The sequence below is a fragment of the Mesorhizobium silamurunense genome (assembly GCF_014843825.1).
Classification (GTDB): domain Bacteria; phylum Pseudomonadota; class Alphaproteobacteria; order Rhizobiales; family Rhizobiaceae; genus Mesorhizobium; species Mesorhizobium silamurunense.
Window position 1 is genome coordinate 1 of sequence record NZ_JHQR01000138.1, and the last position, 25,091, is coordinate 25,091.

Annotated in this window: 17 protein-coding genes and 4 pseudogenes; 12 read left to right on the forward strand and 9 right to left on the reverse strand. The window is 60.9% G+C overall.

Annotation, left to right across the window (positions count from 1 at the left end):
* Positions 1 to 287: 287 nt before the first annotated feature.
* Both DH10_RS15855 and DH10_RS15860 read right to left on the reverse strand, forming a co-directional pair.
* Positions 288 to 1,370 (reverse strand): site-2 protease family protein, encoded by a 1,083-nt coding sequence (locus DH10_RS15855; RefSeq protein ID WP_192384956.1) that lies wholly within the window; start codon positions 1,368 to 1,370, stop codon positions 288 to 290.
* Between the two features lie 407 nt (positions 1,371 to 1,777).
* Positions 1,778 to 2,291: pseudogene (locus DH10_RS15860) on the reverse strand (ABC transporter permease subunit); the annotation flags it as partial.
* A gap of 89 nt (positions 2,292 to 2,380) precedes the next feature.
* Between DH10_RS15860 and DH10_RS15865 the strand changes: the two are divergent.
* Complete coding sequence (locus tag DH10_RS15865; protein ID WP_192384957.1) at positions 2,381 to 3,013, forward strand: AraC family transcriptional regulator; 633 nt, start codon at positions 2,381 to 2,383, stop codon at positions 3,011 to 3,013.
* A gap of 576 nt (positions 3,014 to 3,589) precedes the next feature.
* On the opposite strand, the gene DH10_RS15870 is transcribed toward DH10_RS15865, so the two are convergent.
* Positions 3,590 to 5,317 (reverse strand): adenylate/guanylate cyclase domain-containing protein, encoded by a 1,728-nt coding sequence (locus DH10_RS15870; RefSeq protein WP_192384958.1) that lies wholly within the window; start codon positions 5,315 to 5,317, stop codon positions 3,590 to 3,592.
* Positions 5,318 to 5,396: 79 nt separating this feature from the next.
* Between DH10_RS15870 and DH10_RS36980 the strand changes: the two are divergent.
* Positions 5,397 to 5,588: pseudogene (locus DH10_RS36980) on the forward strand (adenylate/guanylate cyclase domain-containing protein); the annotation flags it as partial.
* Positions 5,589 to 5,717: 129 nt separating this feature from the next.
* On the opposite strand, the gene DH10_RS15880 reads toward DH10_RS36980, so the two are convergent.
* Positions 5,718 to 6,323 (reverse strand): methyltransferase family protein, encoded by a 606-nt coding sequence (locus DH10_RS15880; protein ID WP_192384960.1) that lies wholly within the window; start codon positions 6,321 to 6,323, stop codon positions 5,718 to 5,720.
* Positions 6,324 to 6,677: 354 nt separating this feature from the next.
* Between DH10_RS15880 and DH10_RS15885 the strand changes: the two genes are divergently transcribed.
* Together DH10_RS15885 and DH10_RS15890 are read left to right on the forward strand one after the other, a co-directional pair.
* Positions 6,678 to 7,691 (forward strand): ABC transporter ATP-binding protein, encoded by a 1,014-nt coding sequence (locus DH10_RS15885; RefSeq protein ID WP_192384961.1) that lies wholly within the window; start codon positions 6,678 to 6,680, stop codon positions 7,689 to 7,691.
* The gene (locus tag DH10_RS15890; protein ID WP_192384962.1) at positions 7,688 to 9,115 is read left to right on the forward strand and encodes an ABC transporter permease; all 1,428 of its coding nucleotides are present in this window, start codon (positions 7,688 to 7,690) and stop codon (positions 9,113 to 9,115) included. Before DH10_RS15885 ends, DH10_RS15890 begins: the two co-directional genes overlap by 4 nt.
* Before the next feature lie 88 nt (positions 9,116 to 9,203).
* On the opposite strand, the gene DH10_RS15895 is transcribed toward DH10_RS15890, so the two are convergent.
* On the reverse strand, positions 9,204 to 9,941 hold the full coding sequence (locus tag DH10_RS15895) for a hypothetical protein (RefSeq protein WP_192384963.1): 738 nt from the start codon (positions 9,939 to 9,941) through the stop codon (positions 9,204 to 9,206).
* 1,044 nt (positions 9,942 to 10,985) lie between these two features.
* Between DH10_RS15895 and DH10_RS15900 the strand changes: the two genes are divergently transcribed.
* Together DH10_RS15900 and DH10_RS15905 are read left to right on the forward strand one after the other, a co-directional pair.
* The gene (locus tag DH10_RS15900) at positions 10,986 to 11,843 is read left to right on the forward strand and encodes a hypothetical protein (protein ID WP_192384964.1); all 858 of its coding nucleotides are present in this window, start codon (positions 10,986 to 10,988) and stop codon (positions 11,841 to 11,843) included.
* 104 nt (positions 11,844 to 11,947) lie between these two features.
* Positions 11,948 to 12,412, forward strand: coding sequence for a hypothetical protein (locus DH10_RS15905; protein ID WP_192384965.1), 465 nt, complete (start codon positions 11,948 to 11,950; stop codon positions 12,410 to 12,412).
* A gap of 160 nt (positions 12,413 to 12,572) precedes the next feature.
* Here the strand turns inward: DH10_RS15905 and DH10_RS15910 are convergent, their stop codons facing one another.
* Positions 12,573 to 13,865 (reverse strand): hypothetical protein, encoded by a 1,293-nt coding sequence (locus tag DH10_RS15910; RefSeq protein ID WP_192384966.1) that lies wholly within the window; start codon positions 13,863 to 13,865, stop codon positions 12,573 to 12,575.
* A gap of 446 nt (positions 13,866 to 14,311) precedes the next feature.
* Here DH10_RS15910 and DH10_RS15915 point away from each other — a divergent pair, with 446 nt between their 5' ends.
* The 4 genes from DH10_RS15915 to DH10_RS15930 all read left to right on the forward strand — a co-directional run bounded on the left by DH10_RS15915 (position 14,312) and on the right by DH10_RS15930 (position 22,854).
* The gene (locus tag DH10_RS15915; protein ID WP_192384967.1) at positions 14,312 to 17,428 is read left to right on the forward strand and encodes an efflux RND transporter permease subunit; all 3,117 of its coding nucleotides are present in this window, start codon (positions 14,312 to 14,314) and stop codon (positions 17,426 to 17,428) included.
* The gene (locus tag DH10_RS15920) at positions 17,415 to 18,293 is read left to right on the forward strand and encodes a hypothetical protein (protein WP_192384968.1); all 879 of its coding nucleotides are present in this window, start codon (positions 17,415 to 17,417) and stop codon (positions 18,291 to 18,293) included. The genes DH10_RS15915 and DH10_RS15920 overlap by 14 nt, the downstream gene beginning before the upstream one ends.
* Before the next feature lie 74 nt (positions 18,294 to 18,367).
* Positions 18,368 to 21,532 carry an efflux RND transporter permease subunit gene (locus tag DH10_RS15925; RefSeq protein WP_192384969.1) on the forward strand — a complete coding sequence of 1,055 codons (3,165 nt, stop codon included), beginning with the start codon at positions 18,368 to 18,370 and terminating at the stop codon, positions 21,530 to 21,532.
* 293 nt (positions 21,533 to 21,825) lie between these two features.
* Positions 21,826 to 22,854 carry a metallophosphoesterase family protein gene (locus DH10_RS15930; protein WP_192384970.1) on the forward strand — a complete coding sequence of 343 codons (1,029 nt, stop codon included), beginning with the start codon at positions 21,826 to 21,828 and terminating at the stop codon, positions 22,852 to 22,854.
* A 119-nt stretch (positions 22,855 to 22,973) separates the two neighbouring features.
* On the opposite strand, the pseudogene DH10_RS15935 reads toward DH10_RS15930, so the two are convergent.
* A pseudogene (locus tag DH10_RS15935) lies at positions 22,974 to 23,156 on the reverse strand (transposase zinc-binding domain-containing protein); the annotation flags it as partial.
* A gap of 3 nt (positions 23,157 to 23,159) precedes the next feature.
* Complete coding sequence (locus DH10_RS15940; protein ID WP_343221551.1) at positions 23,160 to 23,498, reverse strand: tyrosine-type recombinase/integrase; 339 nt, start codon at positions 23,496 to 23,498, stop codon at positions 23,160 to 23,162.
* 28 nt (positions 23,499 to 23,526) lie between these two features.
* Between DH10_RS15940 and DH10_RS15945 the strand changes: the two genes are divergently transcribed.
* Both DH10_RS15945 and DH10_RS15950 read left to right on the forward strand, forming a co-directional pair.
* Complete coding sequence (locus tag DH10_RS15945; protein WP_343221554.1) at positions 23,527 to 24,045, forward strand: DUF3363 domain-containing protein; 519 nt, start codon at positions 23,527 to 23,529, stop codon at positions 24,043 to 24,045.
* Positions 24,046 to 24,237: 192 nt separating this feature from the next.
* Positions 24,238 to 24,645, forward strand: coding sequence for a hypothetical protein (locus DH10_RS15950; protein WP_192384972.1), 408 nt, complete (start codon positions 24,238 to 24,240; stop codon positions 24,643 to 24,645).
* A 179-nt stretch (positions 24,646 to 24,824) separates the two neighbouring features.
* Here the strand turns inward: DH10_RS15950 and DH10_RS15955 are convergent.
* Positions 24,825 to 25,016 (reverse strand): annotated as a pseudogene (locus DH10_RS15955) (NADH-quinone oxidoreductase subunit D-related protein); the annotation flags it as partial.
* Positions 25,017 to 25,091 lie beyond the last annotated feature (75 nt).

Genomic DNA, 25,091 nt, shown 5'->3' on the forward strand with positions numbered 1-25,091 from the left:
TCTGGATCAATGAGTCCTGACCCTAGCCGTGAGACGGCCACAGGGGCGAAACGGCGCGGTCCTAGTTCAAACGCTGCAATACCGAGAAGGCGCGTCAATCAGTCTCGCGCGGGGTAGCCCGCAATTCGTGGGTCCTTCAGTCCGCGCCAACTCGTGAGAGAGAATGCCAGTAGAAACATGGTGGCAAGTGGTATTGATCTCCCGTCGAGCCACCTCCGCGAACGCCAGCGCAAGTGCATCTCACGCGCTAGCCGTATATCCATGGGCAGCGGCCTGACCGAGATCCGTCAGCTTGCGACGGCGCTGCGCAGCAGCATGAGCTCGCCGATGTTTTCGATGGTGACGTAGCCGATCAACCGGCCCCTGGCATCCACCACGGCGACGGCAGGTGCAGCTCCATTCTTCAGGGGCTCGAGCGCCTTGATGAGCTTCTCGTGGTCGCGCACCACCGGGATATTTGCGACCATTGCCTCGATCACAGGAGCCTGACCGCCGCGCTGCTGCAGGCCGGCGACGAGCCCTTCACGCGTCAGCACGCCGCGCAGCCTGCCGCCACTGTCGACGATCGGGAACTCGTGCTGCGTCGTGCGCAACAGCGCCTGTGCCGCCTCGTCGAGGGCCGCGGTCGCCGCCAGGCTTTCGAACCGGCTGATCATGACGTCGCGGACGTTAACGGCGCGCGCCGCTGCCTCGAGCCCCATCGCCTGCGTTTCGGCAGTGGCAGCGAGGTAGACGAAGATCGCGACGAATATGAGCAGCACGTTGCCAATGACGAGACCGATGAAGCCGAAAGCGAAGGCGGCGAACTGACCAACGGTCCCCGCAATCTCCGTCGCGCGCACGCGGTTGTAGCGCGTGGCGAGCAAGGCGCGCAGCACACGTCCGCCATCCATCGGAAAGGCCGGAATGAGGTTGAACAGGACCAGCCAGATGTTGACGGCGGCCAGGCGAGCCACGAACGCGACACGCGGGTTATCCATCGACGTCAGCGCGTCGATGCCGACGGTGGTCCCGAGCGCGACGACGAGGAAAGAGGCGATGACGACATTGACCAGCGGGCCGGCGAGCGCCACGGCGATCTCTTGCGACGGCTTCTCGGGCAAGCGCTCCAGCTCCGCGACGCCGCCGATCGGCAAAAGCGTGATCTTTGGAGTTCGGATGCCGTAGCGACTAGCGGCAGCGGCATGGCCGAGCTCATGCAATACCACGCAGGCGAACACGGCGCCGATGAAGCCGACGCCCTCGATCGCAGCCGACGTTCCACCTTCCTGGAAATAGGCGATGCCGATCCAGGCAAGCAGCAGCAGGAAGGTCAGGTGGATGCGGATCTCGGTGTCGCCGACACGGAGGATCGGGTAGGACCACTGCATGATGTGACTCCGTCGGGGTCGGGAAGCAGGCCGCGCCCGCCGAGCATGCCCCCGTTTGCAGTCGCGTCAAGTGGCTGGTCATTCGTTAGAGCGCGTCGCTCCGGCCGGCTGTCAATGCAGGGGATTTCGGCCGGTGCGCGCCTTCATGTCGGCGATAGAGATCAGCTTTGCGGTTTCCCGAAAGCTGACCACTTCGATGTGAACCCGCCTTTGACGAGCAGGCTTCCTACACAAAGGACATCCCGTGAAGATCGGATCATCGGCGCCGGAAATATCGGCACGACTTTGGGGGCGCCCTGCCAAGGGCGTCTAGACGACCTCTGTCTCTTGCTTGGCTTGCATTCGCTTTATCTGGGCCACATGGACACGATGAGCATCACCCCACGCACATAGCGGCACAAGTGCTGCAGCCAGTAGATCGTCATCCGTCGTGTTGTAGCATCGTAGACGTTGAGCGAAATCAACGATGTTCCCGTTTCGCCCTGCACCAGCCGGCGAGATTGACCAGCAGATGCGTCAACGCCGCGATCACCCACATGCCGATGGCGAATTCGCCGTTCCTCAGCCGCAGCATGAACAGCGACAGCGGCACCGACACCACGCCTACGAGGATCGCCGAAACGAAAAGCGAGGCGAAAGGGTTGAGGCCGGCATCGGCCAGCCGGATGGCGAAATAGGCGCCAAGTCCGAAGAACACCTGCTGCCCGACAGACACCAGCCCGCCAAAGCCGGCCAGCGCGTTCCACATCGCCGCCAGGATCACATAGATGAACAGTGCGGTCATTCGATCAACCGCGCCGGCCGACCGGAACTGCGCTGCAATCGCAAGCAGCGCGCGATGGTGACAACGACAGCCAATTCGGCGATCCGCGACGCCGGTGTGCCGCGCTCGATGGCCGGCGAGGACGAGGCTGCGCTCATGACGCGCTCCGGGAGGGCAGCCGCAACAGCCCGCGCAGGCCGAGGCCGGACGCTGAAAGCCGCACGAACAGCACGACGAGGAAGACAGCATGGCCGCCGATCAGAGCCGGCCAATTCAGCTTAAGATCGAACCAGGATTCCACTTTTTTGCGGTCCGCATTCGGGCCGGAATGGGTGAACATCTGCTGGGAATGCCCATTTCTGAACTTGCCGACAGAATTGTTCCGCTTGAGGCTGTTTGGGGACGCGAGGCTACGGTTCTAGCGGAACAGATCACAACTGCCGCGCTCGACAGTGCTCGTGTCAGATTGCTGAACCGCTTTCTCCAGCAACGCCTCATTCCTCCAACGGAGCGGCGTCCGCTAGTTGCCGCTTTCCGTTTTCTCGAGGCGGAGGCTTTGTCGATCACGGATGTCTGCGACCGGGTTGGATTGAGCCAGCGACAGCTTGAGAATCGCTTCAGGAGGGCGACGGCAAATTCGCCGGTCCGCTTTCGCCAACTTGCGCGGCTGAGACGAACTATCAAGGAGATATTGCAAAATCAAAACGAAAGACCGGCGCAGTTTGTTGATGACGCTTACTTCGACCAATCGCAAGTCATTCATGAGTTCCGCCGCTTTACAAATCTGAGTCCTATGGAATTTCAAGCATTGGCTAGAAGGTCCGCTCACTTCTACGAATTGAAGTCGCCGGTGTTGGCTCACCAGACCAATAGTGGTTGAGTTGATTTAAAAGCGCGCAGGCTCCGATAGCGTCAGGGCCGGGCCGGCTGATCAACAATTGGCGCAACGATCCGACGCACGATCGGAAGGACAATCAGCAGGCTGGGAAATGAAGGCGGTAGTTTTCTAATTTTCAAAACCTTGTCCCGTGACGTTTGCGTGGAAATCTCCCGATCAGAACAAATCTCCCAATCAGAACTATGTCGAGTACACGATTATGCAGAGCTGTCGACCCTCTGCTTCTAACGTCAAGGTAATGGGCAAATTTCTCTCAACATAACCGATATGATTTCCGAATAGAGAGCAAAAATAGCGATAAGATGAAAGAAAGTGTCGCTCGCCGTTCCCACACGGCTAAACCTACGGCAATAAGAAGGGTGGGTTTTCTGCGGTAGGTCTCATCGACAGGAACGAACAGCGAGCGCCACTTGCCGCCATTCTCAATCTGCCCCACGGACGGCCGCTATCGGTGCAAGGCGGGCGTTCCCTCCTGGAGGTAAGCGGGACAGCTGAACCATGCCTGCCATCCAATATCAGCCAAGATCATGAAGATGCCGTCGATTCAGCGGTTCTCGTTCAGTCTGGCAGGCCCGCTTTGCGATATCCGTCGACGAAATGGTCACGCGTTGCCTGATCTCGAAAGGGCTGTGAAGCGGCCCAATGGCTGATCGTGAAATGTGGATTGCTCGCCATGAACAGCGCGCCTTCCTGGTGGGCCTCGTCCGTTCGTCCCAGTTGTGCAAGGCTTGCTGCAAGCACGCGCCGCGAAATCGTTCGGTACGTGGCCTCATTGCGTAACGTGACGACTGCCAACTCATACTGGCGGGCGGCGTATTGCGCGAATCCCAGATCCCAATAGTACCATCTGGGCGGGTGCGGGTTCAGGCGCAGTGCCTTTTGGACCTGTTCAATCGCGGTGGCCGGCTTACCGCTCAGCACTGAAAAGTCCGAAAGGTCCGCCCAGGCATCGGCGTAATTCGGGTCAATCTCGAGCGCGGTCGCGAACTCCGAATCCGACGCGGGCCAGCGCCGTTCATATGCCAGCAAATGGCCAAGGACGAAGCGGCAGCCGGCATCGTTCGGGTCGAGCTTCACGGCTTCTTCTGCCATGGCAACGGCCACAAGCCGGTTGGGCACTTCTGGCTCGCCCCACTGCGCCCAAGCCTGCCAAAGGTGAAAGGCCAGGAGCCGATGCGCCTCCGCATAGTCCGGGTCGAGCGTGATCGCCCGCTGCAACAAAAGACGCGATTCGCGCGACGCCGTCGGCGAAATCCCGATCAGCGCCCGGCCACGCACGCAAAGATCATAGGCTTCCATGCTGTTTGGCCGGTTACGCGGCGGCCGTGTCACCAGGCGGCCGATCAGAGCCTCGACGATCTTGGCGGTCACCTCGTCCTGCACAGCAAAAATATCTTCAAGATCGCGGTCAAAGCGGTCCGCCCAAAGATGATTTCCACTGACGGCATCGATCAACTGAACGTTGATGCGCACACGACCGGCGGCACGGCGGGCGCTCCCTTCCAGCAAATAGCGGACGCCAAGATCACGGGCAATCAGCCGGATGTCGATCGACTTTCCCTTGTAGGCAAAGGTCGAATGGCGCGCGATCACGAACAGGCTGGCGTTCCGCGACAGATCGGTGATGAGGTCTTCAGTCAACCCGTCTGTGAACACGTCCTGTTCGGCGTCGCCGCTCATGTTGGTGAAAGGGAGTACAGCGATAGATGGTTCTGACGGTAGAGGCAGTGGCCCGGTTTCGCCGTCTTTCCGGTCTGCCAAATGCCGCACCCGGTAGACGCGCACGGGCTCATCGATATTCTTCAACGACTTCTGCCCGAGATCGTCGAACCCGGTCTCCATCTTCCGCTTGACCTGATCGTAAACGCTACCCGAAACGCAGATGTCTCCAGGTTCGCCCAATGTCTCCAGCCGAGCGGCAACGTTGACGCCGTCGCCGTAAAGATCGCTACCGTCCACAATGATATCGCCGAGATTGATGCCGATGCGCAGGATCACCCGCCGGGAGTCCGGCAAACTATCGTTTGCCTCGGCCGTGCGGTTTTGGAGGTCGACTGCGCACTGGACGGCATCGACCGCGCTGGCGAACTCGACCAACACGCCGTCACCCATGACCTTAACCAGGCGGCCTCGATATCGAGCGATCAGGGGAGTCAGAATATCGCGCCGTCGGGCCTTGAGAACCTCGAGCGTTCCTTGCTCGTCCGCTTCCATGAGGCGGCTGTAGCCAACAACGTCCGCGGCCAGAATTGCGGCAAGACGGCGCTGGACGCGTTGTTCGGCCATTGAGGTAGGCGCCTCAGAAAATTCACTTGCACAAATGGTATTGGGACCATGTATGTCCATCGGGCTGCCTGATTGCGACAGCATAGAAGCCTATCATTACGAGCTTCGAGGGCGGCAGTTGGCGCTCGAGCTGACCAAGCCGTACCTCGTATTGGCTCGACGCATGTTCGCCAAGGCGATCGAACTCGACCCTGGCTACGCCCGCGCATACGCCGGGATGGTGCTCTGCGACTGCTATCTATGCGACTGGCACGGCGAAGATATCGGTCTGCCTTTCACAGATGGGGACAACCTGCTCCCCCTGCGAGCCGCCCTGTCCGGCAAGGCCGTCGATTCAGAGTCCACAATCATTGTGGCCATTTGTCCCTGCTGCTGAGAGACTCTAGCACTTGGCGGATCCTCAGTAGATCGTAATGAGGATCGGTAGGTATCTGGCTGCTCGCAGTTGTTCGATTGCTTCAATCGCGGGAAAGGCTGCGGGGAAGTACAGTCCATCCAGGAAGTTACGCTTGAGCGCTTTCGGGGAGAAGACAACTTCCGGAGAGTCCGTATATTGGGACAGTTTCGGCCAGAACATCGGCGTACAGCGCTCATAGGAATCGTATCGCGAGCCGAAGATCGTCTTCAGGTGTTCGGCCTCCTTGGCTGCCGTGATGACAAAGATCAAATAGCTGAGAAGTCCTAGCACTAGAGCGACGGCGATCGATCCATGGATCAATCCGATCCCCGCTGCGCCAAGCGTAGAAAAGAGATAGAGCGGGTTCCTGGTCAACGAGTAGGGGCCGGAGGTAATCAACTCCAGGTTCTTCTTTGAACCGACGTAGAGAATGCTCCACATCCTGCCGACGAAGCAGGTGAGGACCAGGCCGAGACCCGCCATCTGGATAAGCTCGTGTACGCCCCTACCCAAACCGGGCTGCGAAAACAGGATAACGGTTGCAGCAACCAGCCCCGCTGCCCGAGCGACATGGATTCGCCTGCTTTGATTGACTGGCTGAACTCTCATGGTGGTTCCCGGGAATGAATAGGCCGCGTTTCTGGTTGGCTCAGCAGACCCAGGGCACGGTTCGTATATCCTTGATGACCGTCTCCGCGGGCGGTTTCGGTGTCCCGGCTTTCTGTCTCATCTTCGCTCCTTTGAAGCGCTACGATGAGCCAGAAAACCTCCTCTCTCAAGCAACCCCAGTTTGTCTCATTGGCGCTGACGCCGGACGCCACGGATGAGGCCCACTCGCCAAAAGGGGTAATCCTCCGCAAGCGAGTCGGCTCAACTGCCGAATCGTAAAGCCTGACGACTGCAGCGATAAATATCCGCGTCAGCCTGAAAACGTGCTGGCAGGCAACAGGGAGCCTGTACTGAATGTCGCACGGAAGTGTCGCCGTAGAGCCCGGCTCATCCGCTCACGTCTTGGTGGCCGAAGACCTTAGCAAGTCCTATGGGTCACGAAGGGCGCTTCTGGGTCTATCGTTCTCCCTGCGCGCCGGCCGGATTCTTGGCTTTCTCGGCCCAAACGGCGCGGGCAAAACGACCTCCATCCGCATCCTGACGACCATTCTGGAGCCTAGCTCGGGATATTTCGTCGTGGACGGAATCCATTCCCGGCACCCCGAGAGGATACGCCAGAGAATCGGGGCGCTTCCGGAGAGTCTGGGATTTCACAGGCAGATGACCGGGCTCGAGTGCCTGACGTTCTTCGGCAGGCTCTACGGACGGCCGGCAGCCGCAGCCACGGCTCACGGCATGGAACTCCTCCGTGAGGTCGGCCTGGAGAATCGCGCGAAATCCTCGGTGGGCTCGTACAGCCGGGGGATGCGGCAGCGCTTGGGGATCGCACGTGCGCTCGTCAACGATCCGGTGGTCGTCTTCCTGGACGAACCCACGCTCGGCCTGGACCCGCGCGGCCAGCAGGAGCTGCTCGCCCTCGTGCGGTGCCTTGCGCGCGAGCGCGGCGTGGGCATCGTCCTGTGCAGCCACGCGCTCGCAGAAATCGAAAGCGTCTGTGACGACGTCGTCATTTTGAACGCCGGCCAGGTCGTCGCGACGGGAACCGTCGCCGAGGTCCTCGGGAACGTTCAGGGACAGTCGGCCAAGCGCAACGCCGTCAGGATCCAGATTGTGGGCTCCCAGATCGAAACAGCGCGGCAGGTCCTGGAGGCGCTGCCGAGCACGGGGGACATCGCGCCCGTCAACGGAAATGCGGGCTGGCTGCGCGTCGAGCTTCTTGATCCGACGAAAGCGCTGCCAAGCCGCCACCTCAACAACGAAATCCTTAACGCCCTGATCCGCGCCGAGATACCGATCCTCGCCTTCGAGGCCGAGGGGGGACGGCTCCACGACGTCTTCCTGCAGCTGACCGAGGAAACAATCCAATGATCGATATCCCTGTTCAGCCGCACGGCAAACAAAGCCCGGGCAAGCGCGAGGGAGCGGCGCCCGTGTGGTGGATCGTGTTTACGCGCGAACTGGTCGATCTCTGGGTCTGGGGGAAGGCGCTGGTCCTGATCCTCCTGTTTAGCCTTCTGCTCAGCATCATGGCTTACATGCTCGCAAGCAACAGCGAGCTCAATTTGATCCCGCCGAAGGAAATGGTCTTCCTGACCCTCCAGACTTCGATCGCGGTTAGCCTTTTCATCGCCGTGATCATCGGCGCGGACACCATCAGCGGCGAGCGGGAGCGGGCGACACTCGAAAGCCTACTGCTCACCCCGGCAAGCCGTCGGCAGATCGTGGTCGGCAAGTTTCTGGCTGCCGCTTCGCCTTGGCCCGCGGCCATGGCCATAACTATTCCATACCTGCACGTCCTTGCACAGGGTGATCCCGTGTTCGGTCAGGGGGTGCTGTGGGGTGTGATCCTGGGGACGCTGCTGGTTCCGGCCTTCGCGGGGTTCGGAGTGCTCGTCAGCCTCTGGTCGAGATCGAACAAGACCAGCCTGACCGTGAGCCTAGTCGTCTACCTCCTGTTTCTCCTGCCGACGCAATTCCCCGGGAATGCGCAGACCGGAACGATGGGAAGGTTCGTCAAGAGGATTAATCCGATGGAGTCGATCAACCAAGTCCTTCAGAAGGTCCTTGTCAACAACCGTACGATTGACGAAATGCAGTCGTTTCTCCTGGCGCCAGTTGTCTTTCTCCTGATCGTGCTGGGGCTGCTGTTCCTCTATGCAGCTCCCCGGCTGAATCTCGATGGAGGCACGTCGATGCTATCGCGGCTGAGATGGAGCCGTCTCGCCCAGACGATTTTGGCTGCTAGCCTGTTAAGTTTGCCGGCCCTGCATTCGGGCCTAGCCGAGGAAACCGCGGCCCGGGAGGAAGCAGCGGAGACCGAGGCGCTGCCTTTGCAAATCGCCGTCGATATGGAGCACAGGGTCATCAAGGACGGCAAATCGGTCTACTTCAACACCAAGGTCACAAATGGGGGCACGGAAGCGTCGCCTCCCCTGATCCTGGCGATGAACATCATCAACGTCGATTCCGAGGGGGATGTCGTCGACCCTGAGGACTGGTCACCCGTGCGGACCCAGTACATCGATGAGCTGGCGCCAGGCGGATCAGCGTCCCATGCCTGGCGGATCGACCCGATCATCGAGGGTGACTATGCGGCTTATATAGTCGTCATTCCCGAGCCTGAAAGCGCCGAGGCCACGACCCACCCGATCGCAAGTCCGGCAATCCATCTGACCGTTGAGCGGTTCGTCCGGATCAACCCGGGCGGTGTGCTCCCCTATGCAATCGGAGCGCCGATCGTATTGCTGGTGGGCATCGCCCTCGTCTACCGCCTGCGGTACCGGAAGACGTGAAGGACGGCATCGGAGACAAGCTTCACCGCTTGCCCCCATCTCGCCGCCGCTGTCAGCGGCAGCCTTCAAATCTGTGCAAATCCGGCGCCTACTTGGTCCTGAACGCGCTTGATGAGAGGGTCTGATTGCCACTCTCCTCGATGGCGAGCACCTCCCATTTGTAAGGGGTTGCCGGCTCGAGAAAACCCCTTGGAATCTGAATCTGCGTCACCGTGGCGGGAAGATACATGCTCAGGCCAAGCTTGCCGATCATGTGCTGGTGCGGCTCTTCGTCTTTCTCGATGGTCAGTTGGTAGGAGATAATCTTGACGTCCTCGCCCTTGATGCTCTTGGTCACTGGCGACCAGCTGACCGTGAGTTCGCCTGCGGGAACCTCCGCATCCTGAGCAGGGGCCGTTAGCTTCGGGCCTTCGGGTATGACGTGCGAGAGCCAGGCCTTCGCGATCGTCCGGCCTCCCTTCTCGCCGTTCTCCATCACGGTGCCCTCGAACGTGTATTCGCCTTCGGGCAGCTTGGAGAGCATTTCCTCGATCGGCGTGTCCGCGTTTTCGGGCTCCACGGATTCGAAGAACAGTTCCGTCAGACCGAGCTGACGAAGTGCGCCCCTTCCCCGGAACGATGCCACCTCTCCGCCGGGCCCCTTCACCACGAGCTGTTCCCACCCCTCGCTGTCAACAAAGCCCTGGAAACCCGTGTCGCCGTCAGTGGCGTTGTGCTCGATGTTCAGTTTCGCTTCCTTGAGGCGGACGCTGTCCTGAGCGAAAGCGGCCGAAGACAGGACAAGCGCAATGCCGGTCAATATGTACGTGCTTCGCGGGAAAATCATCTGCGACTCCCTTGTCTGGAAGAGATGGTCCGCTTCCTTTCGACACGGGGCAGGCTCGGCGAGCATCCGTCGCGGAAGTCGAGACGGATGGCTGGCCGATCCGGCCGAGGCCCATCGCTTTCGATATCTTAGGCAGCGGTCACGAGACACCGCAACTGCCGCTATCTGCCGGTGTTCGGCCAGCGGAGACATTCGGACATACCGATCGAGGGCAATTGCCCTACCGCTTTCGGGTTGCCCACCGCCGGACTTGGATGATCCGCTACAAGCAGCCTTGCGTCTGCGGCTCTACCTCGCGGCCGTCGCCGAGCGCGGCGAGGTGGAAACGGAGGGTCGATCTCCATCCGCTTTGGGCATATCTCGCAGCCCTTGAGCGCGGCCTACGCCGTGGACCGGACATTCGAGGCGCTCGAGTCGTGGCTCGGCTTTAAAAGACTCCTGAAGATTTTAGGGTGCGCCGGCCGACAGATCGTTGAGCCCCGAGCGGGGCGGCTGTCAGCCGCACACGGCCTCGGCCCAGGCTCAGGTGCTCCGCCTACCAACTTTGAGATATCGCGGCTGGGCGGAAGGTCCATTGCGGCTGCGAGGTGCCCCGAGGGATAATGACGGCTCGGAGCGGCTGACTATCGGGCTTGGGCTACTGGCTCTGGATCATATGACGTTCGCTGACCGGGCGGGCAGCACTGTTTGGGTAAGATCCGGCTGCCCTAAGGCGGCCGGTTCTTTTTGGGGCGTCCGGAAACTTCGGACGGGCCGTTACGGCTTTCGGCTAGGCTGGCAAAGCCGTTTTGGGCTATCGGTCCGCCGGCGCGTTTTGTCCTATCTTTGGGACGCCTGATTTCCAACATCGGGTAGTGGTCGCGCTGGCCCCCCAGTCCACCCAACGCTCCGCCAGCTAGCGCGGCCGCTGGGGCGCGACACTCGTCAACTTGGCGAATCGCGGGGCTGCAGGCGGGAAGCCACTACGACCGAAGGAATGCAGCGGGAGAAGTTTCGGTGGACCTATCCAGGGACAGGCGTCCCTCTTGCGCATGGAGAGATGACATGACGATTTCTCGCATTGTTCTCGCGGCGGCCGCCTCGCTGATCGTGCCAGCTGCATCGGCAGGAACCGGCGTATCGCTGCTTGATGTCCCGACCGAGACACTCGATCCGAGCAGCTTCGATCAAACCTCGTTCCAGGTCACCAACGAGTGGCTACCACTGAAGCCCGGGACGCGGCTCGTATATAAGGGCGTCACGATGGAGGACGACGAGCAAATCCCCCATACCGAAATCTTCACCGTGACCGACCTCACCAAGGTCATTGATGGCGTGCGCGCGGTCGCCGTCTCGGACAAGGACTATCGCGCGGAGGTGATGATCGAATCCGAGCTCGTGTTCTTCGCACAGGACAAGGAGGGAAACGTCTGGCATCTCGGCCAGTACCGCGAGACCTACGACGAGGAGGAATTCGTCGGCGGCCGCGCCTGGCTTTCCGGACTGGAAGGCGCCAAGGCGGGCATCATGATGAAGGCGAAGCCCACGCCGGGAACGCCGAGCTACTCGGAGGGCTATGCGCCACCTCCATACAAATGGGTCGACCGGGCGCAGGTCGACAAGGTGGGGGAGAAGACCTGCGTGCCAATGCGCTGCTACGAGGATGTGCTCGTGACCGACGAGTTCGAGCCGCACAAGCCGGACGCCCATCAGCTGAAGTTCTACGCGAAAGGCGTCGGCTTCGTTCGTGTCGGCTGGAGAGGCGAGAAGGAAGCGGAGCGGGAAACGCTGGAGCTCGTCAAGGTCGAGCAGCTCGGCCCCGACGAGATGGCAGAGCTTCGCGCCGAGGCTCTGATGCACGAAGCCCGGGCCAATACATACAGCCGCACACCGCCCGCGGAGCCGATGACCAGCGGGGAGTAAGCGAACTCGGCGCCGCGGCGGAGGCGGCAAGGCGGCACGGCGTCCTGTCTGGTCGACGCCGGTTGACGCGAAAGCCGACGAGATCGTACGAAGGAGGTCCCCCCATGAAACCTGCTCGTTACTGCCTGGCGCCCGGCGCGTTCGTCCTCTTGCTTGCCGGGGCTACCGGCGCGTTGGCCGCGGAACAGCCGATCGCCTGCAAGAAGGTGCCGTCGGTGGTGCGGGACATGTTCCACAAGGATTTTCCCGACGCCAAGGTCAAGGCCTGCGCCCAGGAGGTCGAGAACGGAAAGCTGGTCTTCGAGATCGCAAGCGTCGAAGGCACAATGACGCGCGATGTGCTCTACCATCGCAGCGGGAAGGTCATCGTCGTCGAGGAATCAATTCCGATGGAAGCGGTGCCTCAGCCGGTGCGTGCGGCCGTCGATACGAAATTCGCAGGCGGAAAGATCAAGCTTGCGGAGAAGCTGATGCGCGACGGAAAGGTGAGCTACGAGTTCCAGATACGATACAAGGGCAAGAACGTTCAGCCCGTCTTCGATCCGGATGGAAAGGAGGTGAAGGGCTGATGGACGAAACTCTTGCACTGAAGGGTCGCTGACATAGCATCAATCAGCCTGAGGGAAGGAACAAGTCGGGCGCATGCAGACCGGCTTGCAGGTTGGCGCATCACTCGAGTTCAGCAGAAGACAGCTGTCAACAACCGCCGGAACATCCGGACGATCGAGCCTACCTGCCGAATTTCACGTCTCCGCCGAATTCGAGCGTCGCGCGCACACTGAAAGTGTGCGTTCTCTCGTCTTCAGCATTCTCCGCGAATGTGTAGGCGGCGCCGAGGTTCCATTTCGCCCCGTCGAACGGCGTGTCTTCTCCGGACTTATAAATCATTTCGAAATCCGCCAGGTGCTCGCGGGTATCCGGACCGTCGGCGACAAAGTTCCGCTGCTGCGTGTAGGTGGCTATGTAGGTCAAAGGTTCCACTTCCAGTGCGACAGAGCCGGTGAGAAGCAGAGCGTCGTCCGGACCGCTGTCGAAATGCTTGAGGTAGGCCGATTCGCCGAGAAGCCTCAGTGTGTTCCCGTTGAGGTCGAAACTTCCAGTGGCGGCAGCAAGGTAGGCCAATTCATTGCCCGGCGCCGGCTGCGGTTCCTCTTCTTCTTCCTCCCCTGTGTCGGCGGACAGCCCGGCCTTCTGGTATCGAATGCCAAGGCGATAGCCGAATTCACCGTCCTTATAACAATCGCCCTTTTCCGCCCCTTTGCAGCCATCAAGGGTAACTGAGAATGAGGATAAACCGGTGGTGTTGCCGGCACCGCCATCCGCCAGCGTGGTCCGTCCACGGTTGGTAAAGAGCGACTCGCTGAGGAACGTGCGGTCGGTTGTGAATGCCGTCGCGGCCAGGGCATGGTTCAGCCCAAAGCCCTCGAAGCCAACAACAGCTTCGCCACCCAGACGTTCGTCAGCATCGAAAGCAGACACCAGATCCGTGGAGCTTATCCCCGGCAGGGCTTCGCTGGCCAGGCTGAACACCGTGTCGAACTTTCCGGCCCTCACAGTCAAGGGATCGGCCTTAGCGAGAGCGTAGAGTTCACCGACATATGTGCCGATCCCTTGAAAGGCCGCATTCTTCCCGGGTTCCGGGTCGACCACGGGCTCGGTAACGATGGCACTCACGAACCGAAGATAATCCGTCGGCGCGTAGAAAAGATCCACCTCGAACTTCGGAGACAACACATCGGATCTCAGGAAAGACGGATCTGCGCCAAATATCCAGTCGTTCTGCAACTCCGCGGTAGCCTCGTACCCCGCGCAGGGCGCAGCGCATTCTTCGGCCAGAGCCGGTATCGCTTCTTCGGCCAGAGCCCGCTTCTGGTTCTGGGCCAATACCGAAGCCGAAGAGTACAGCAACCCTATGCCGCCGAGCGCTAAGATAAAAATTCGAATGACCGACGAGCCCCCATGAGATGCACCACGCGTCGATGATATCTGGCGGTTCCTCTGTGGCAACTGCGATTTCGTCATTTTGTCCCTTACAAATGCAACTTGTCCCTTACAAACGCGACGTGTCGGGCGCATCTCTACAACGCCTCTTCGCCATTCCAGGCCCGATACGCTCGCCGAGGACTGTCGGCGCAGCAATTGGGCGATCCCGCTTCGCCTTCCTCGATTCAGTATCCACATGGCATCTGCCGGGCCGAGGCAGATTGCGCCAGGGCACGTCCAGCCTTTGCTGGAAAACAGACGCGCACGCATGCAGACGACGCGAGCACTCAATCCTGATTCGCTCTCATAATAAATTTGTATGAACTATTTCTCTACTACGAAAGTTAGAGACTGTCGGATATACGGTAAAAGCGCCTTGCAATATTGAGTAATTATGCGGCGCCCTCCCGCATGATACCCTTTGGTACTGTTTCTGATCTGTCGCAGGCGCGCTTTCGCACGCCGCCGAATCGCGGGGGGTTGCCGTGCTGGAAACGCTCGTCAAGCTGAGTCTCGAATTTCGGCATCTGGTCCTAGCAGCCGCAGTACTCTTGGTAGCGGCGGGCGCCGTTCTGCTTCCCAAAGCCAAAATCGATGCTCTTCCCGAGTTCGGGGCGCCGATCGTGGAGGTGCAGACCGAGGCGCTCGGCTTGTCGACAGGCGAAGTGGAAAGCCTGGTGACCATCAATCTCGAAGAGATTCTGACCGCGACGCCCTTCCTCAAATCAATTCATTCCAAGTCGGTGCCGGGGATGGCTTCGGTGTTGCTCACCTTCGAGCCCGGCATGGATCCAATGAAAGCCCGACAAATGGTGCAGGAGCGTCTTACGATGGCTTGGGCCCTGCCCAATGTCTCGAAGCCGCCCACCATGCTGCAGCCGAAGTCGGCGGCAGGCCGGGCCATGGTCATCGGACTGTCGTCGAAGACCGTGTCGCTGATCGACATGTCGGTGCTCGCCCGGTGGACGATGACGCCGAAGCTGCTCAGCGTACCGGGCGTCGCCAACGTCGCGATCTGGGGCCAGCGCGCTCGCCAGCTGCAGGTGCAAATCGGACCTCATCGCCTGGAGTCGGCCGGCATCTCGCTCGAGGAGGCCATAGAGAGCGCCGGGGATTCGCTCTGGGTCTCGCCGCTGACCTATCTCGAAGCGTCAGTACTGGGAAGCGGAGGCTGGATCGACACGCCGAACCAGAGGCTCGGCATCCAGCATGTGCAACCGATCACCAAGGCCAGCGATCTGACGAAGGTCGCTGTCGCGTCTTCTGCTCTCAAGCTCGGAGACGTCGCCGACGTCGTCGAAGGCCATCCGCCGCTGATCGGCGATGCCATGATCAACGGACAGCCTGGCCTCATCCTCGTTGTCGAGAAGCTTCCCAATATCGACGCCAAGGCGGTCGTAGCGGGGGTCCAAGCCGCGCTCGCCGAGTTGGGCCAAGGCATGCCGGGCATCGACATCGACCCCTCCCTCTACCGCGCCTCCGACTACGTCGACAGCGCCTTCGCCAATCTTGCCCGGATGGTTATCGCCGCCGCGGTGCTGCTGTGCGTAGCCGTCTTCCTGTCCTTGACGCCGGTCGGCGCGGCGAGCATCGCCGTCGTCGCGATCGTCCTGTCGTATGTCGCGGCATTTGTGACGCTCTATTTCACCAGCCCCACCTTCAACCTGATCCACCTGGCCGGTCTCGCGGCCGCGCTTTCCGTCGTGGTCGACACCGCCGTAGTGGTTGCCGAGGCCATCGGGCGTCGCCTCCGCGCCGGTGGCGGCCGTCCGCTCGCCGCGGCCGTATTCGATGCGATCGGCGAAATTCGCAAGCCGATGATCTATGCATTGGTGATCGGTCTGCTGGCGGTCGCCCCGATTCTCGGACTCGACGGCGAAGCCGCGGCATTCTTCCGCCCGCTGGCCCAGGCCTATGGCTTCACCGTGGCCGCGGTCACGGCCGTGGTGCTCCTGGGAGCGCCCGCCCTCGCGATGGTTTTCCTCCGCTCGGGCAGCGCAGCAGAAACCAGTTCCGAACCCGTGGCGGCGCGGCTGTTCGGTGCGGCCTACGGGCGGCTGCTGGGGAAGTTCTCGGCGACGGCCCGTCCTGCCTATGCCGTCGCCGGTCTCGGTGCGTTGGCGCTACTCGCGGCATCGCCCTTCCTGAAGTGGTCGCCGTCGCCGCCCTTTGACGAAGGCACCGTCCGCGTTTCGTTCGAGGCCATGCCGGGTGCATCCTTGCCCGCCATGACCCGGACGATGGCGCAGCTGGAATCCGAAGTCCGCTCAATCGACGGAGTCAGCTCTGTCGCTGGCCATCTCGGCAGGGCCATCACGGGCGACCAGGTCACCGGCATCGAATCCGGGCAGCTCTGGGTTGGCCTCGACGAACGGGTGGACCGGGCCGCCACACTGTCGCGAATCCGCGACACGATGGCAGGCTTTGCGAACCTTGACGTGCAGGTTGAAGGCTATCTGGCCAGTACTGCTGGGCGGATCTTCGCCGACGCCGGCGAACCAGTGGTGGTCCGCATCGAGGGGGCCGAAACGACTGTGCTTGAAGAGCAGGCAAAGCTCGTTGCTGCGAAGATCGCCGCCATTGACGGCGTCAACTCCGTGCGTATCGACAAGAACGCTGTTTCGCCCGAAATCGAGGTCAAGGTCGACGTTGCGAAGGCGGCTGCACGTGGATTGAAACCGGGGGACATCCGGCGCGCGGCAGCTACGGTTTTTGCCGGGCTCGAGGTTGGCAGTCTCTTCGAGCAGCAAAAGGTCTTCGAAGTGGTCGTTTGGGGTGCTCCCACCGCACGCGGGAGCATCACCGACATCAAGAATCTTCTGATCGAAACGCCTGATGGCCCGCATGCACGCCTTGGCGATGTCGCCGAGGTGCGGATGGTTCCGCAACTGCGCACCATCGAGCGTGACGGCGTCACGCGCAGCATCGACGTTCACGCGAGCGTCGCAGGCCGAAGCGTCACGGCGGTGGCGAACGACGTGGCGGGTGAACTTAAGAAGGTGCAGTTCCCCTTCGAATACCATGCCTATGTTCGAGGCGACTATGCCGAAAGCCGTGCAGCCATGCTGCAGGTGGAGCTCTTCGAAGCCTCGGCGGCGGTCCTGATCTTCTTCCTGCTGCAGGCGGCGCTGCAAAGCTGGCGGCTGGCAACAGGCATGTTCCTTTCACTGATGGCGGTGTCGGGTGGCGTCGCGGTGATCCTCCTGGCAGTGACAGGCACTGTTTCGCTTGGGGCGCTTGCCGGGCTGCTCGCCGTCCTTGGGCTTGCACTCCGCAACAGTCTGGTTCTGGCCAGCCGCGTCGATCAGACCAGCGAGCAAACCAGTGGCGGGTCCTGGCCGGACCTTGTGACGGCGGCCGCGCGCGAGCGCTTCGCGCCTGTGCTGACGAGCACGCTGATCACCTGCCTCGCCTTCCTTCCCGCGGTGGTCATGGGCAGCGCCACAGGTCTGGAGATCCTGCATCCAATGGCCTGGGTTGTGATCGCAGGCGCAGTCATTTCAGTCCCGATCATTCTGTTCGTCTTACCGGCCCTGTTGCTCCATTCCGCTGCCAGCCCGGTTTCACGACGCCTGGGAGGAGTTGCGCATGCTTCGCAATAAGCTTTTTCTCACGTCATCCGCCGTCGCCGGTGCGACCTTCGTCGTGGTGGCGATGGTACCCTTCGCGGCCGCGGGGTCGCCCGCAAGGGCTCCTGCCCGGCTGGAAGAGGTCGCAGGTTCCCCATTTCCACGCGTGGTTCTGACTGAACAGGCCGCCAAACGGCTGAGCATCCAGACCGAAGCGCTGCGGGAGGAGATGGCGAAGCGGTGGACAATGATGAACGGCAAGGTCGAGATCGCGAGTGGCGGGTCGTCGGCGATGGCCGTTACGGAGACGGCTTCAATCGCGCCAGTCGGTGAAAGCGACCAAGCCCTGCAATCGCTGATCAGGGTGCCTGTGGACGCGGCGAGCCAGATGTTGATCGCGGTTGTCGTCGAAGAGGATGAAGTAGGCGAGATCCGCGAGCATGACGAGTTTGTCGAGTTTTTCGGCGTCGATAACCCTGCCGATGAGGATAAGGATGATCTGGTGGTCGTGCTGCTGACCGGCGAGGGCCACTCCGGCAAATATTACAAGGCGCGGCCGGTCGAGGTGAAGGACAGGGACGACGGGCGGTTCTTCGAACTCCTCGAGGCAAGCGGCGGCGCCAAGCCGGGCGATCAGGCGTTCGTGGCCATGAAGGCACCGGAGAGCGGCAGGATGGCGAAGGTCGTACCCTACTCGTCGGTCATCTACGACGAGCATGGAGACAGCTGGCTCTACTCCAATCCGGAGCCGCTCGTTTTCGTTCGTCAGAAGGTGGCTGTCGAGCGTGTCCTCGGCGACATTGCGGTTCTGTCGGACGGACCAGCGCGCGGTACGATGGTCGTGTCGGTCGGGGCGGAGGAGCTCATGGGGGTCGAACTGAAGGTTGGCGGGCACTGAGCGGGCGTGAAAGATTTCGCCGCTCGCGAACGCTGAGTTAGCCAGATTCCAATCATCGGACAAAGGATAGGGCCATGTTCCGCTGGATCATCGGCACGAACCTCAAATACCGGTATCTCGTCCTGGCCACGGCAGCGCTGATGGTGCTGCTCGGCCTGGACGTCTTCCGCAAGATGCCTGTGGATGTCTTCCCCGAATTCGCCCCGCCGCTGGTGGAGATTCAGACCGAGGGTATCGGCATGTCGACCGCCGAGGTCGAGGAGCTGATCACCATTCCCCTCGAGGATGCACTGCGCGGCACACCTGAACTCGACGTCATCCGCTCGAAAAGCGTGATGTCGCTGTCCTCGATCGTCATGATCTTCAAGCGTGGAACCGACATCATGCACGCCCGGCAGCTCGTCCAGGAGCGCGTGCAGCTTGCGTCGGCCAGACTGCCGTTCGGCTCGAGCCCGCCCGTGATGCTGCAGCCCTTGTCCTCGACCAGCCGCACCATGAAGATCGGCCTCTCGTCGAAGGAGCTCACTCCGCTCGACCTGTCGATGACCGCCTACTGGAAGATCCGCTTCCGCCTGCTGCGCGTGCCCGGCGTCGCCAACGTGGCGATGTGGGGCGAAAAGCTCAAACAGCTGCAGATCCAGGTCGATCCCGCACGCATGCTGAAACATGGCGTGACGCTGAACGAGGTCATGGAGGCTTCGGCCGATGCGCTGGACTTCGGCCTCCTGCCGATGGCGAACTCAGCCAAGAGCCAGACCGTAGGCTTTATCGACACTGCCAACCAGCGGCTGGATATCAGGGCCGAGATCGCGGCCGACGTGAAGTTGGACGACGTCAAGAGAATTCCGATCGAGTCAAAGGCCGGCGGGCAGCTGGTACTGGCAGACGTTGCCGATGTCATCTGGGGGGAACCGCTGCCGATCGGCGACGCGGTGATCAATGACGGTCCCGGCATGATGCTGATCGTCGAGAAGTTCCCGTGGGCGAACACGCTGGAGGTCACGCGCGGCGTCGAGGCCGCCTTCGCCGAAATGGGGGACGGCATCAAGGGCATCGATGTCGACCTACAGATCTTCCGCCCGGCGACGTTCATCGAGCTCTCGGTCCATAATCTGACAATGGCCTTGCTGGTCGGAGCGATCCTGGTGGTCTGCGTTCTCGGCGCCTTCCTGTTCGAATGGCGGGTGGCGCTCATCAGCCTGCTGGCAATTCCGCTGTCGCTGGTCGCTGCGGGACTTGTTCTCTACTGGCTCGGAACGACCATCAACACGATGGTGCTGGCCGGCTTCGTCGTGGCGGTGGGATCGGTGGTGGACGACGCCATCATCGACGTCGAAAACATCACGCGGCGATTGCGCGAGAATCGCAGGGCCAGCACGGGCAGATCGGTGGCATCGGTAATTCTGGAAGCGTCGCTCGAGATCCGCAGCCCGATCGTCGCCGCGACCCTCATCATCGTGGTCTCGGTGCTTCCGGTATTCTTCATGGGCGGGTTGTCCGGCACGTTCTTCGTGCCGCTGGCGACATCCTATTCCATCGCGCTCCTCGCTTCGATGGCTGTGGCGCTGACGGTGACGCCGGCACTCTGCCTTATCCTTCTTCAAGAAGCGCCGATCGAGCGCGTCTCGCCGCTGGTCGGGTGGTTGCAGCGCGGCTATGCCGCCATGCTGTCGCGGATCATCGCGGCTCCTCGCGCGATCTTTGCGACCACCGCGTTCGTCGTGATCGCGGGGTTGGCCGTTTGGCCGCTGCTCGGAACCTCGCTGCTGCCGTCCTTCAAGGAACGCGACTTCCTCATGCATTGGCTGACGCCGCCCGGGACATCGCATGCCGAGATGTACCGGATGACGGTAGCTGCCAGCAAAGAACTGAGATCCATTCCGGGCGTGCGCAATTTCGGCGCTCACATCGGTCGGGCCCTGGTGGCCGACGAGGTGGTAGGCATCGATTTCACGGAGAACTGGATCAGCGTCGATCCGAAGGTCGACTACGACAAGACCCTGAATGCCGTTCGGGACACGGTTGATGGCTATCCCGGCATCTATCGCGACGTCCAGACCTACCTCCGCGAGCGCGTGAAGGAAGTGCTGACTGGCTCGGGCGAGTCAATAGTCGTTCGGATCTTCGGACCCAACGCGGCGGTGCTGCGCGAGCAGGCGGTCAGGGTCCGCGACGCCCTGACCGGCATCGAGGGCTTGGTCGACCTACACGAGGAGCCGCAGAAGACGGTGCCACAAATTAAGGTCACCGTGGATATCGACAAGGCGGCTGCCAGGGGTCTCAAACCCGGGGATGTTCGCCGCGCCGCTGCCGTGATCTTCGCCGGCCACGAGGTGAGCGACGTTCATCGCATCGGAAAGGTGTACGACGTCATGGTATGGTCGACACCCAAATCGCGGCGCGGCCTTGACGACGTGCAGAACCTCCTCCTGGATACGCCCGACGGCGGCCAGGTCCGGCTCGGCGACATTGCCGAAGTCAAGATTGCTCCGGTGGCCAGCACCATCAAGCGCGAGAACGCCTCGCGCCGCCACGACGTGCATGCCAATGTGCGCGACCGCGATCTGGGCTCGGTCGTCCGCGAGGTCGAGGAGCGACTGGCCAAGATCGACTTTCCACTCGGCTATCATGCCCAGCTGCTGGGCGAGGCGGCGGAACGCAAGGCGGCGCAAAGCCGGCTCTTCTATGCCTCGGTCGTCGCCGCGGTCGTAATCTTCATGCTGCTGCAGGCCTCCCTGAGAAGCTGGAGGCTCGCTGCCCTGGTTTTCCTGTCACTGCCGGCCGCCCTGATCGGCGGGGTCATCGCCGCCTATCTGGGCGACGGCATCATCTCGCTAGGCGGCCTCGTGGGGTTCCTGACGGTATTGGGCATCGCGGCCCGCAACGGGGTGCTCTTGATCCACCATTTCCTGCATCTGGAGCGCGAGGAGGGCGAGCCCTTCGGACCGGAACTTGTCCTGCGCGGCGCGCGCGAACGCCTTTCGCCCATTCTCATGACGACGCTGGCGACCGGCCTTGCACTCGTCCCCCTGGTCGTTACAGGCAACATTCCGGGCCAGGAAATCGAACATCCGATGGCCATCATCATTCTCGGCGGGCTGATCACGTCAACGCTTCTCAACCTCTTCGTCGTGCCCGCCATCTATCTCAGACTCGGTTCGCTGCAGGCACGATCGCCGGCGCGGACCACAGGTCTCGGCCTGGAACCCTCTCCCCTTTGGATGCAAAAGGAGATTTAGACTAAGGTCCGATGAAGGGCACAGCGATCGGTCGGCCGCCGCGCGCCGACCTGACCCTTTCAAGCACCTAGAAAATTCATAATATCAAATTGTTACGCCATTTTCGAATGGGGTTGATCTTCGGCACCCATTCACAGCTGTGAGAGAGCACGTCGATGCGGTTCGATCCCGATGGATCTGCCAGTACATTCGTGACTCTACCGGATCCAATCCACCGGCTATACCGTCGGCGATCGTCTCGATCGCGCAGCGAAACGGAACCCGGAGCACTTGGAGCAGCAAGGAACGCGTCCATGATTTCGTTCTCACAAAGCGCTCGATCGCTGGTTCTGATCGGACTAACTTACACAAGCCTCACCGGTCCGATGGAAATCGCATCGGGTCAAGAACCAAAAGCGCGTATTGGTATCCTACTTGCTGCCGGCGATTTCATGTCCTGCGCGGGGCCCAGTCGGCTCCACGCCAGCGAAAATGTCACAGGAATGGTTCGTGCAATCAAAGCCGCGAGGGATGAAGGACTTCCGGTTGCGGTCCTTCTGCTCGGCGACCTCGCTTATGAGGACGGGGGAAAAAATGCCTTTGGTTGCTTCCATGAGGAGGTGACCCAAAAGCTCTCCGATGCTCTATCCGATCCGAAAACGACTGTCATGCCAGTGCCTGGGAACCACGATCTGAAAACGCATTCTGGCAAGTGGTTTTACACCGAGTTTAAGGACAACCAGTGGATCGGCGATGGTAAGGCGGGTGACGATAAGGGGTACTATGCCGCTGCGTTTCCGGAAGGGGCAGCCGGATACTGGCGCCTCTTCGCGATCAACAGCGAGATCGACACGAAAGCTGGGGGTAGTCAGTATCTTTGGCTCCAAGAGGCCCTGAGAGACTCGCCTGAACGATGTGTCCTCGCGTTTTGGCACGCCCCAGTATTCAGCTCGGGGCGTCACGGCCACGACGAGAGCGATGACCTCGAATATGCAAAGCCAGTCAGGCAGGAAGGCCTGTCTCCTATTTTCGACCTATTCTATGCAGCACATGCGTCGTTGGTTCTGAATGGACATGACCACGATTTTGAGCATCTGGCGCCGCACAACTCCGCAGGCGAGGCAGTCGAAGGCGGCCTCCGCGCGTTTGTAGTAGGGACTGGGGGCAAAAAGCTCTATAAAGAGTACGCACAAAAACTCCCGATCAAAATTGATTTCGACGCCAAGTACTATGGCTTCCTCAAGATCGACATGTATCCGGATAGTTATGATTGGCAGTTTCTTAAGGCCGGCGGAACCTCACAGAAGCTCTACAACGGTTCCGGCACCTGTAACACGCGATAGCGCCGTCTAGTGGATTGAACGAGACGGACGAGTTCGATTTGCGATTCCTGGCGAGATGAATTGTGCGAATCTGAGGGATGGCTCACGAGAATCATGATCGAAGTCGCGGATTCGGACAAGGCGATGCGCCAATGGCCACAGTCCGCGCAGGCCTCGACGTGACCGCCAAGGGCTGCGGTGCGGCAATGTTCGATCGCCGACATCACCTTGAGCTGATGTAAGCTCAGATGTCCGGCATGGGCGGCACGGTATGCGGGGCCTGCAGTGCGGAAGATGTCGGCGACCTCAATCGAGGCGCGCACGGCTCAGCCGTCAGGCGAGATCTCTGCCTCCTTGAACAGGCCGAGCTTGTCGAGCGGGCTCGTGATGGCACGCACCGTGCGGGTCGCGACCTTGGCGTAGAGGGCTGTATTGTCGAGCTTGGCGTGCCCGAGCAGCACCTGGATGACCCGGATGTCGGTGCCGTCCTCCAGCAGGTGGGTGGCGAAGCTGTGGCGTAGCGTGTGCGGCCCGATATTATTACATATCAGTATGTTATGCTTAATTCTTCGAGTTTGAATTGAGCGTTGTCGGATAAATCTACGAGTTTTCAAGAAAATGATTTTGGGCCCGTTCGTCAATTTTCTCCGTCTCGTTGATGGCACCCGTCACACGTAGCTCAAGCCCCCCGGTATCCGCATGCTCTCGACGCTCGATCTTGACGCGCAGATCGGCAGCGACGGCGCCACCTGGCTCGATCGGGAGCTTACGGCCAAGAACCCTGTGCCGGTGGCCCGGTCAGGCTTTGGTCTCGACGTGGACAACGCTCTCGACAAACGTGCTACCCAGCTCGTCAGGATGGGCCATGCCGAACGCGACGCGACGAGCCGGACCATCACCTTCTCGCGCGACCTTGTAGTCACGCTGGAGCGCCAGGAGGTCGCGCGCGTCGGCAAGGAAATGGCCGCTGCTCGCGGCCTCACCTTCGAGCCCACACAGCCCGGCAACTATGTCGGCGGCACACTCCTCGGCTCCGTCCGTCTTGCCAGCGGGCGCTTCGCCATGCTGGACGATGGTTTCGGCTTTCAGCTCGTTTCATGGCAACCGATCCTCGACAAGCGGATCGGCCAGCACATCACCGGAATGGTACAAAACAGGGGCGGCATCGAGTGGAGCTTCGGCAGAAAGCGCGGCCTGGGGATCGGGATGTGACCGTCCGGTCGAAATCCCAAAGACCGTGGCCCTGGCACTGTTCCACCAACTGCGCGAATGGCCGGAGAACTTAGCCAATAAATGCCACGGTAAATGCGCCAATCACTCATACCCGCGAAAACTGGTGCCCGCGCGCGTGGGGGAACCCTCAACGCGTATGCACCGTTAAGACGATTGCCAGGGAGAATCGCCATGAATAGCGCGGACCCGACCCACCGAATTCAGCCTGAAGTGCGCGCCGCAATTGGCGCCTTCCTCAACGAGGTCCAAAGAGACCCGAAACCATTTGCTCTCTCGGAAGCCCTAGCAGCAATAAGACAGATCTTTCCTGAACTGGAAATCTCCGACGCCGATCTTGCCGACGCCATCGCAAGTGAAGCTCTATCGGCTGGCGTTGGCATTGAGTTCGACGTGCTTAAGACGCGTAAGGCGCTCGAACGGAGGGCGATCGAGCGATGGGAGAATGAAGGCGGCGCTAGCGGAAGGAAGAAGAACTCAGATCGGGCTCAAAGCGACGCGACGCAGCGAGCTAAAACCAATGACACCAATGGCACGAGGCGACGGGCAAACGAATCTAAGGAGCGGCATCGGTTGATCTAGCCAAGTCACTTCCTTAAGCCGCCTCTTTCTTCCGCCGGCGTTCGTTGCGCTTGGTAGCCAAGGGAACTCCATCAACGCAATAGCGCTGCTTGTGCGTGAGTTTTGCGCGACTTCGATAAACCACGGATGATCCTGCGATTGTAGGCCCATCTTCCAGCAGCCGAGATGTGCAACTCGGCTTAACGATCGATCTCTCCGAACACGATGTCGAGCGAACCAATGATCGCGGAGACATCGGCGATCATGTGGCCCCGACACAAGAAATCCATTGAATGCAGATGGGCGAAGGAGGGTGCTCGGATCTTGCACCGGTACGGAACATTGCTGCCATCGGAAATCAGATAAACGCCGAACTCACCCTTCGGAGTGTCTCACCCAAGGGTGCAGTCCACTGGGTTACATCTGGGGGAAGTTGCGCGCCCGGGGATTGAGCGTAAACTGGCGAC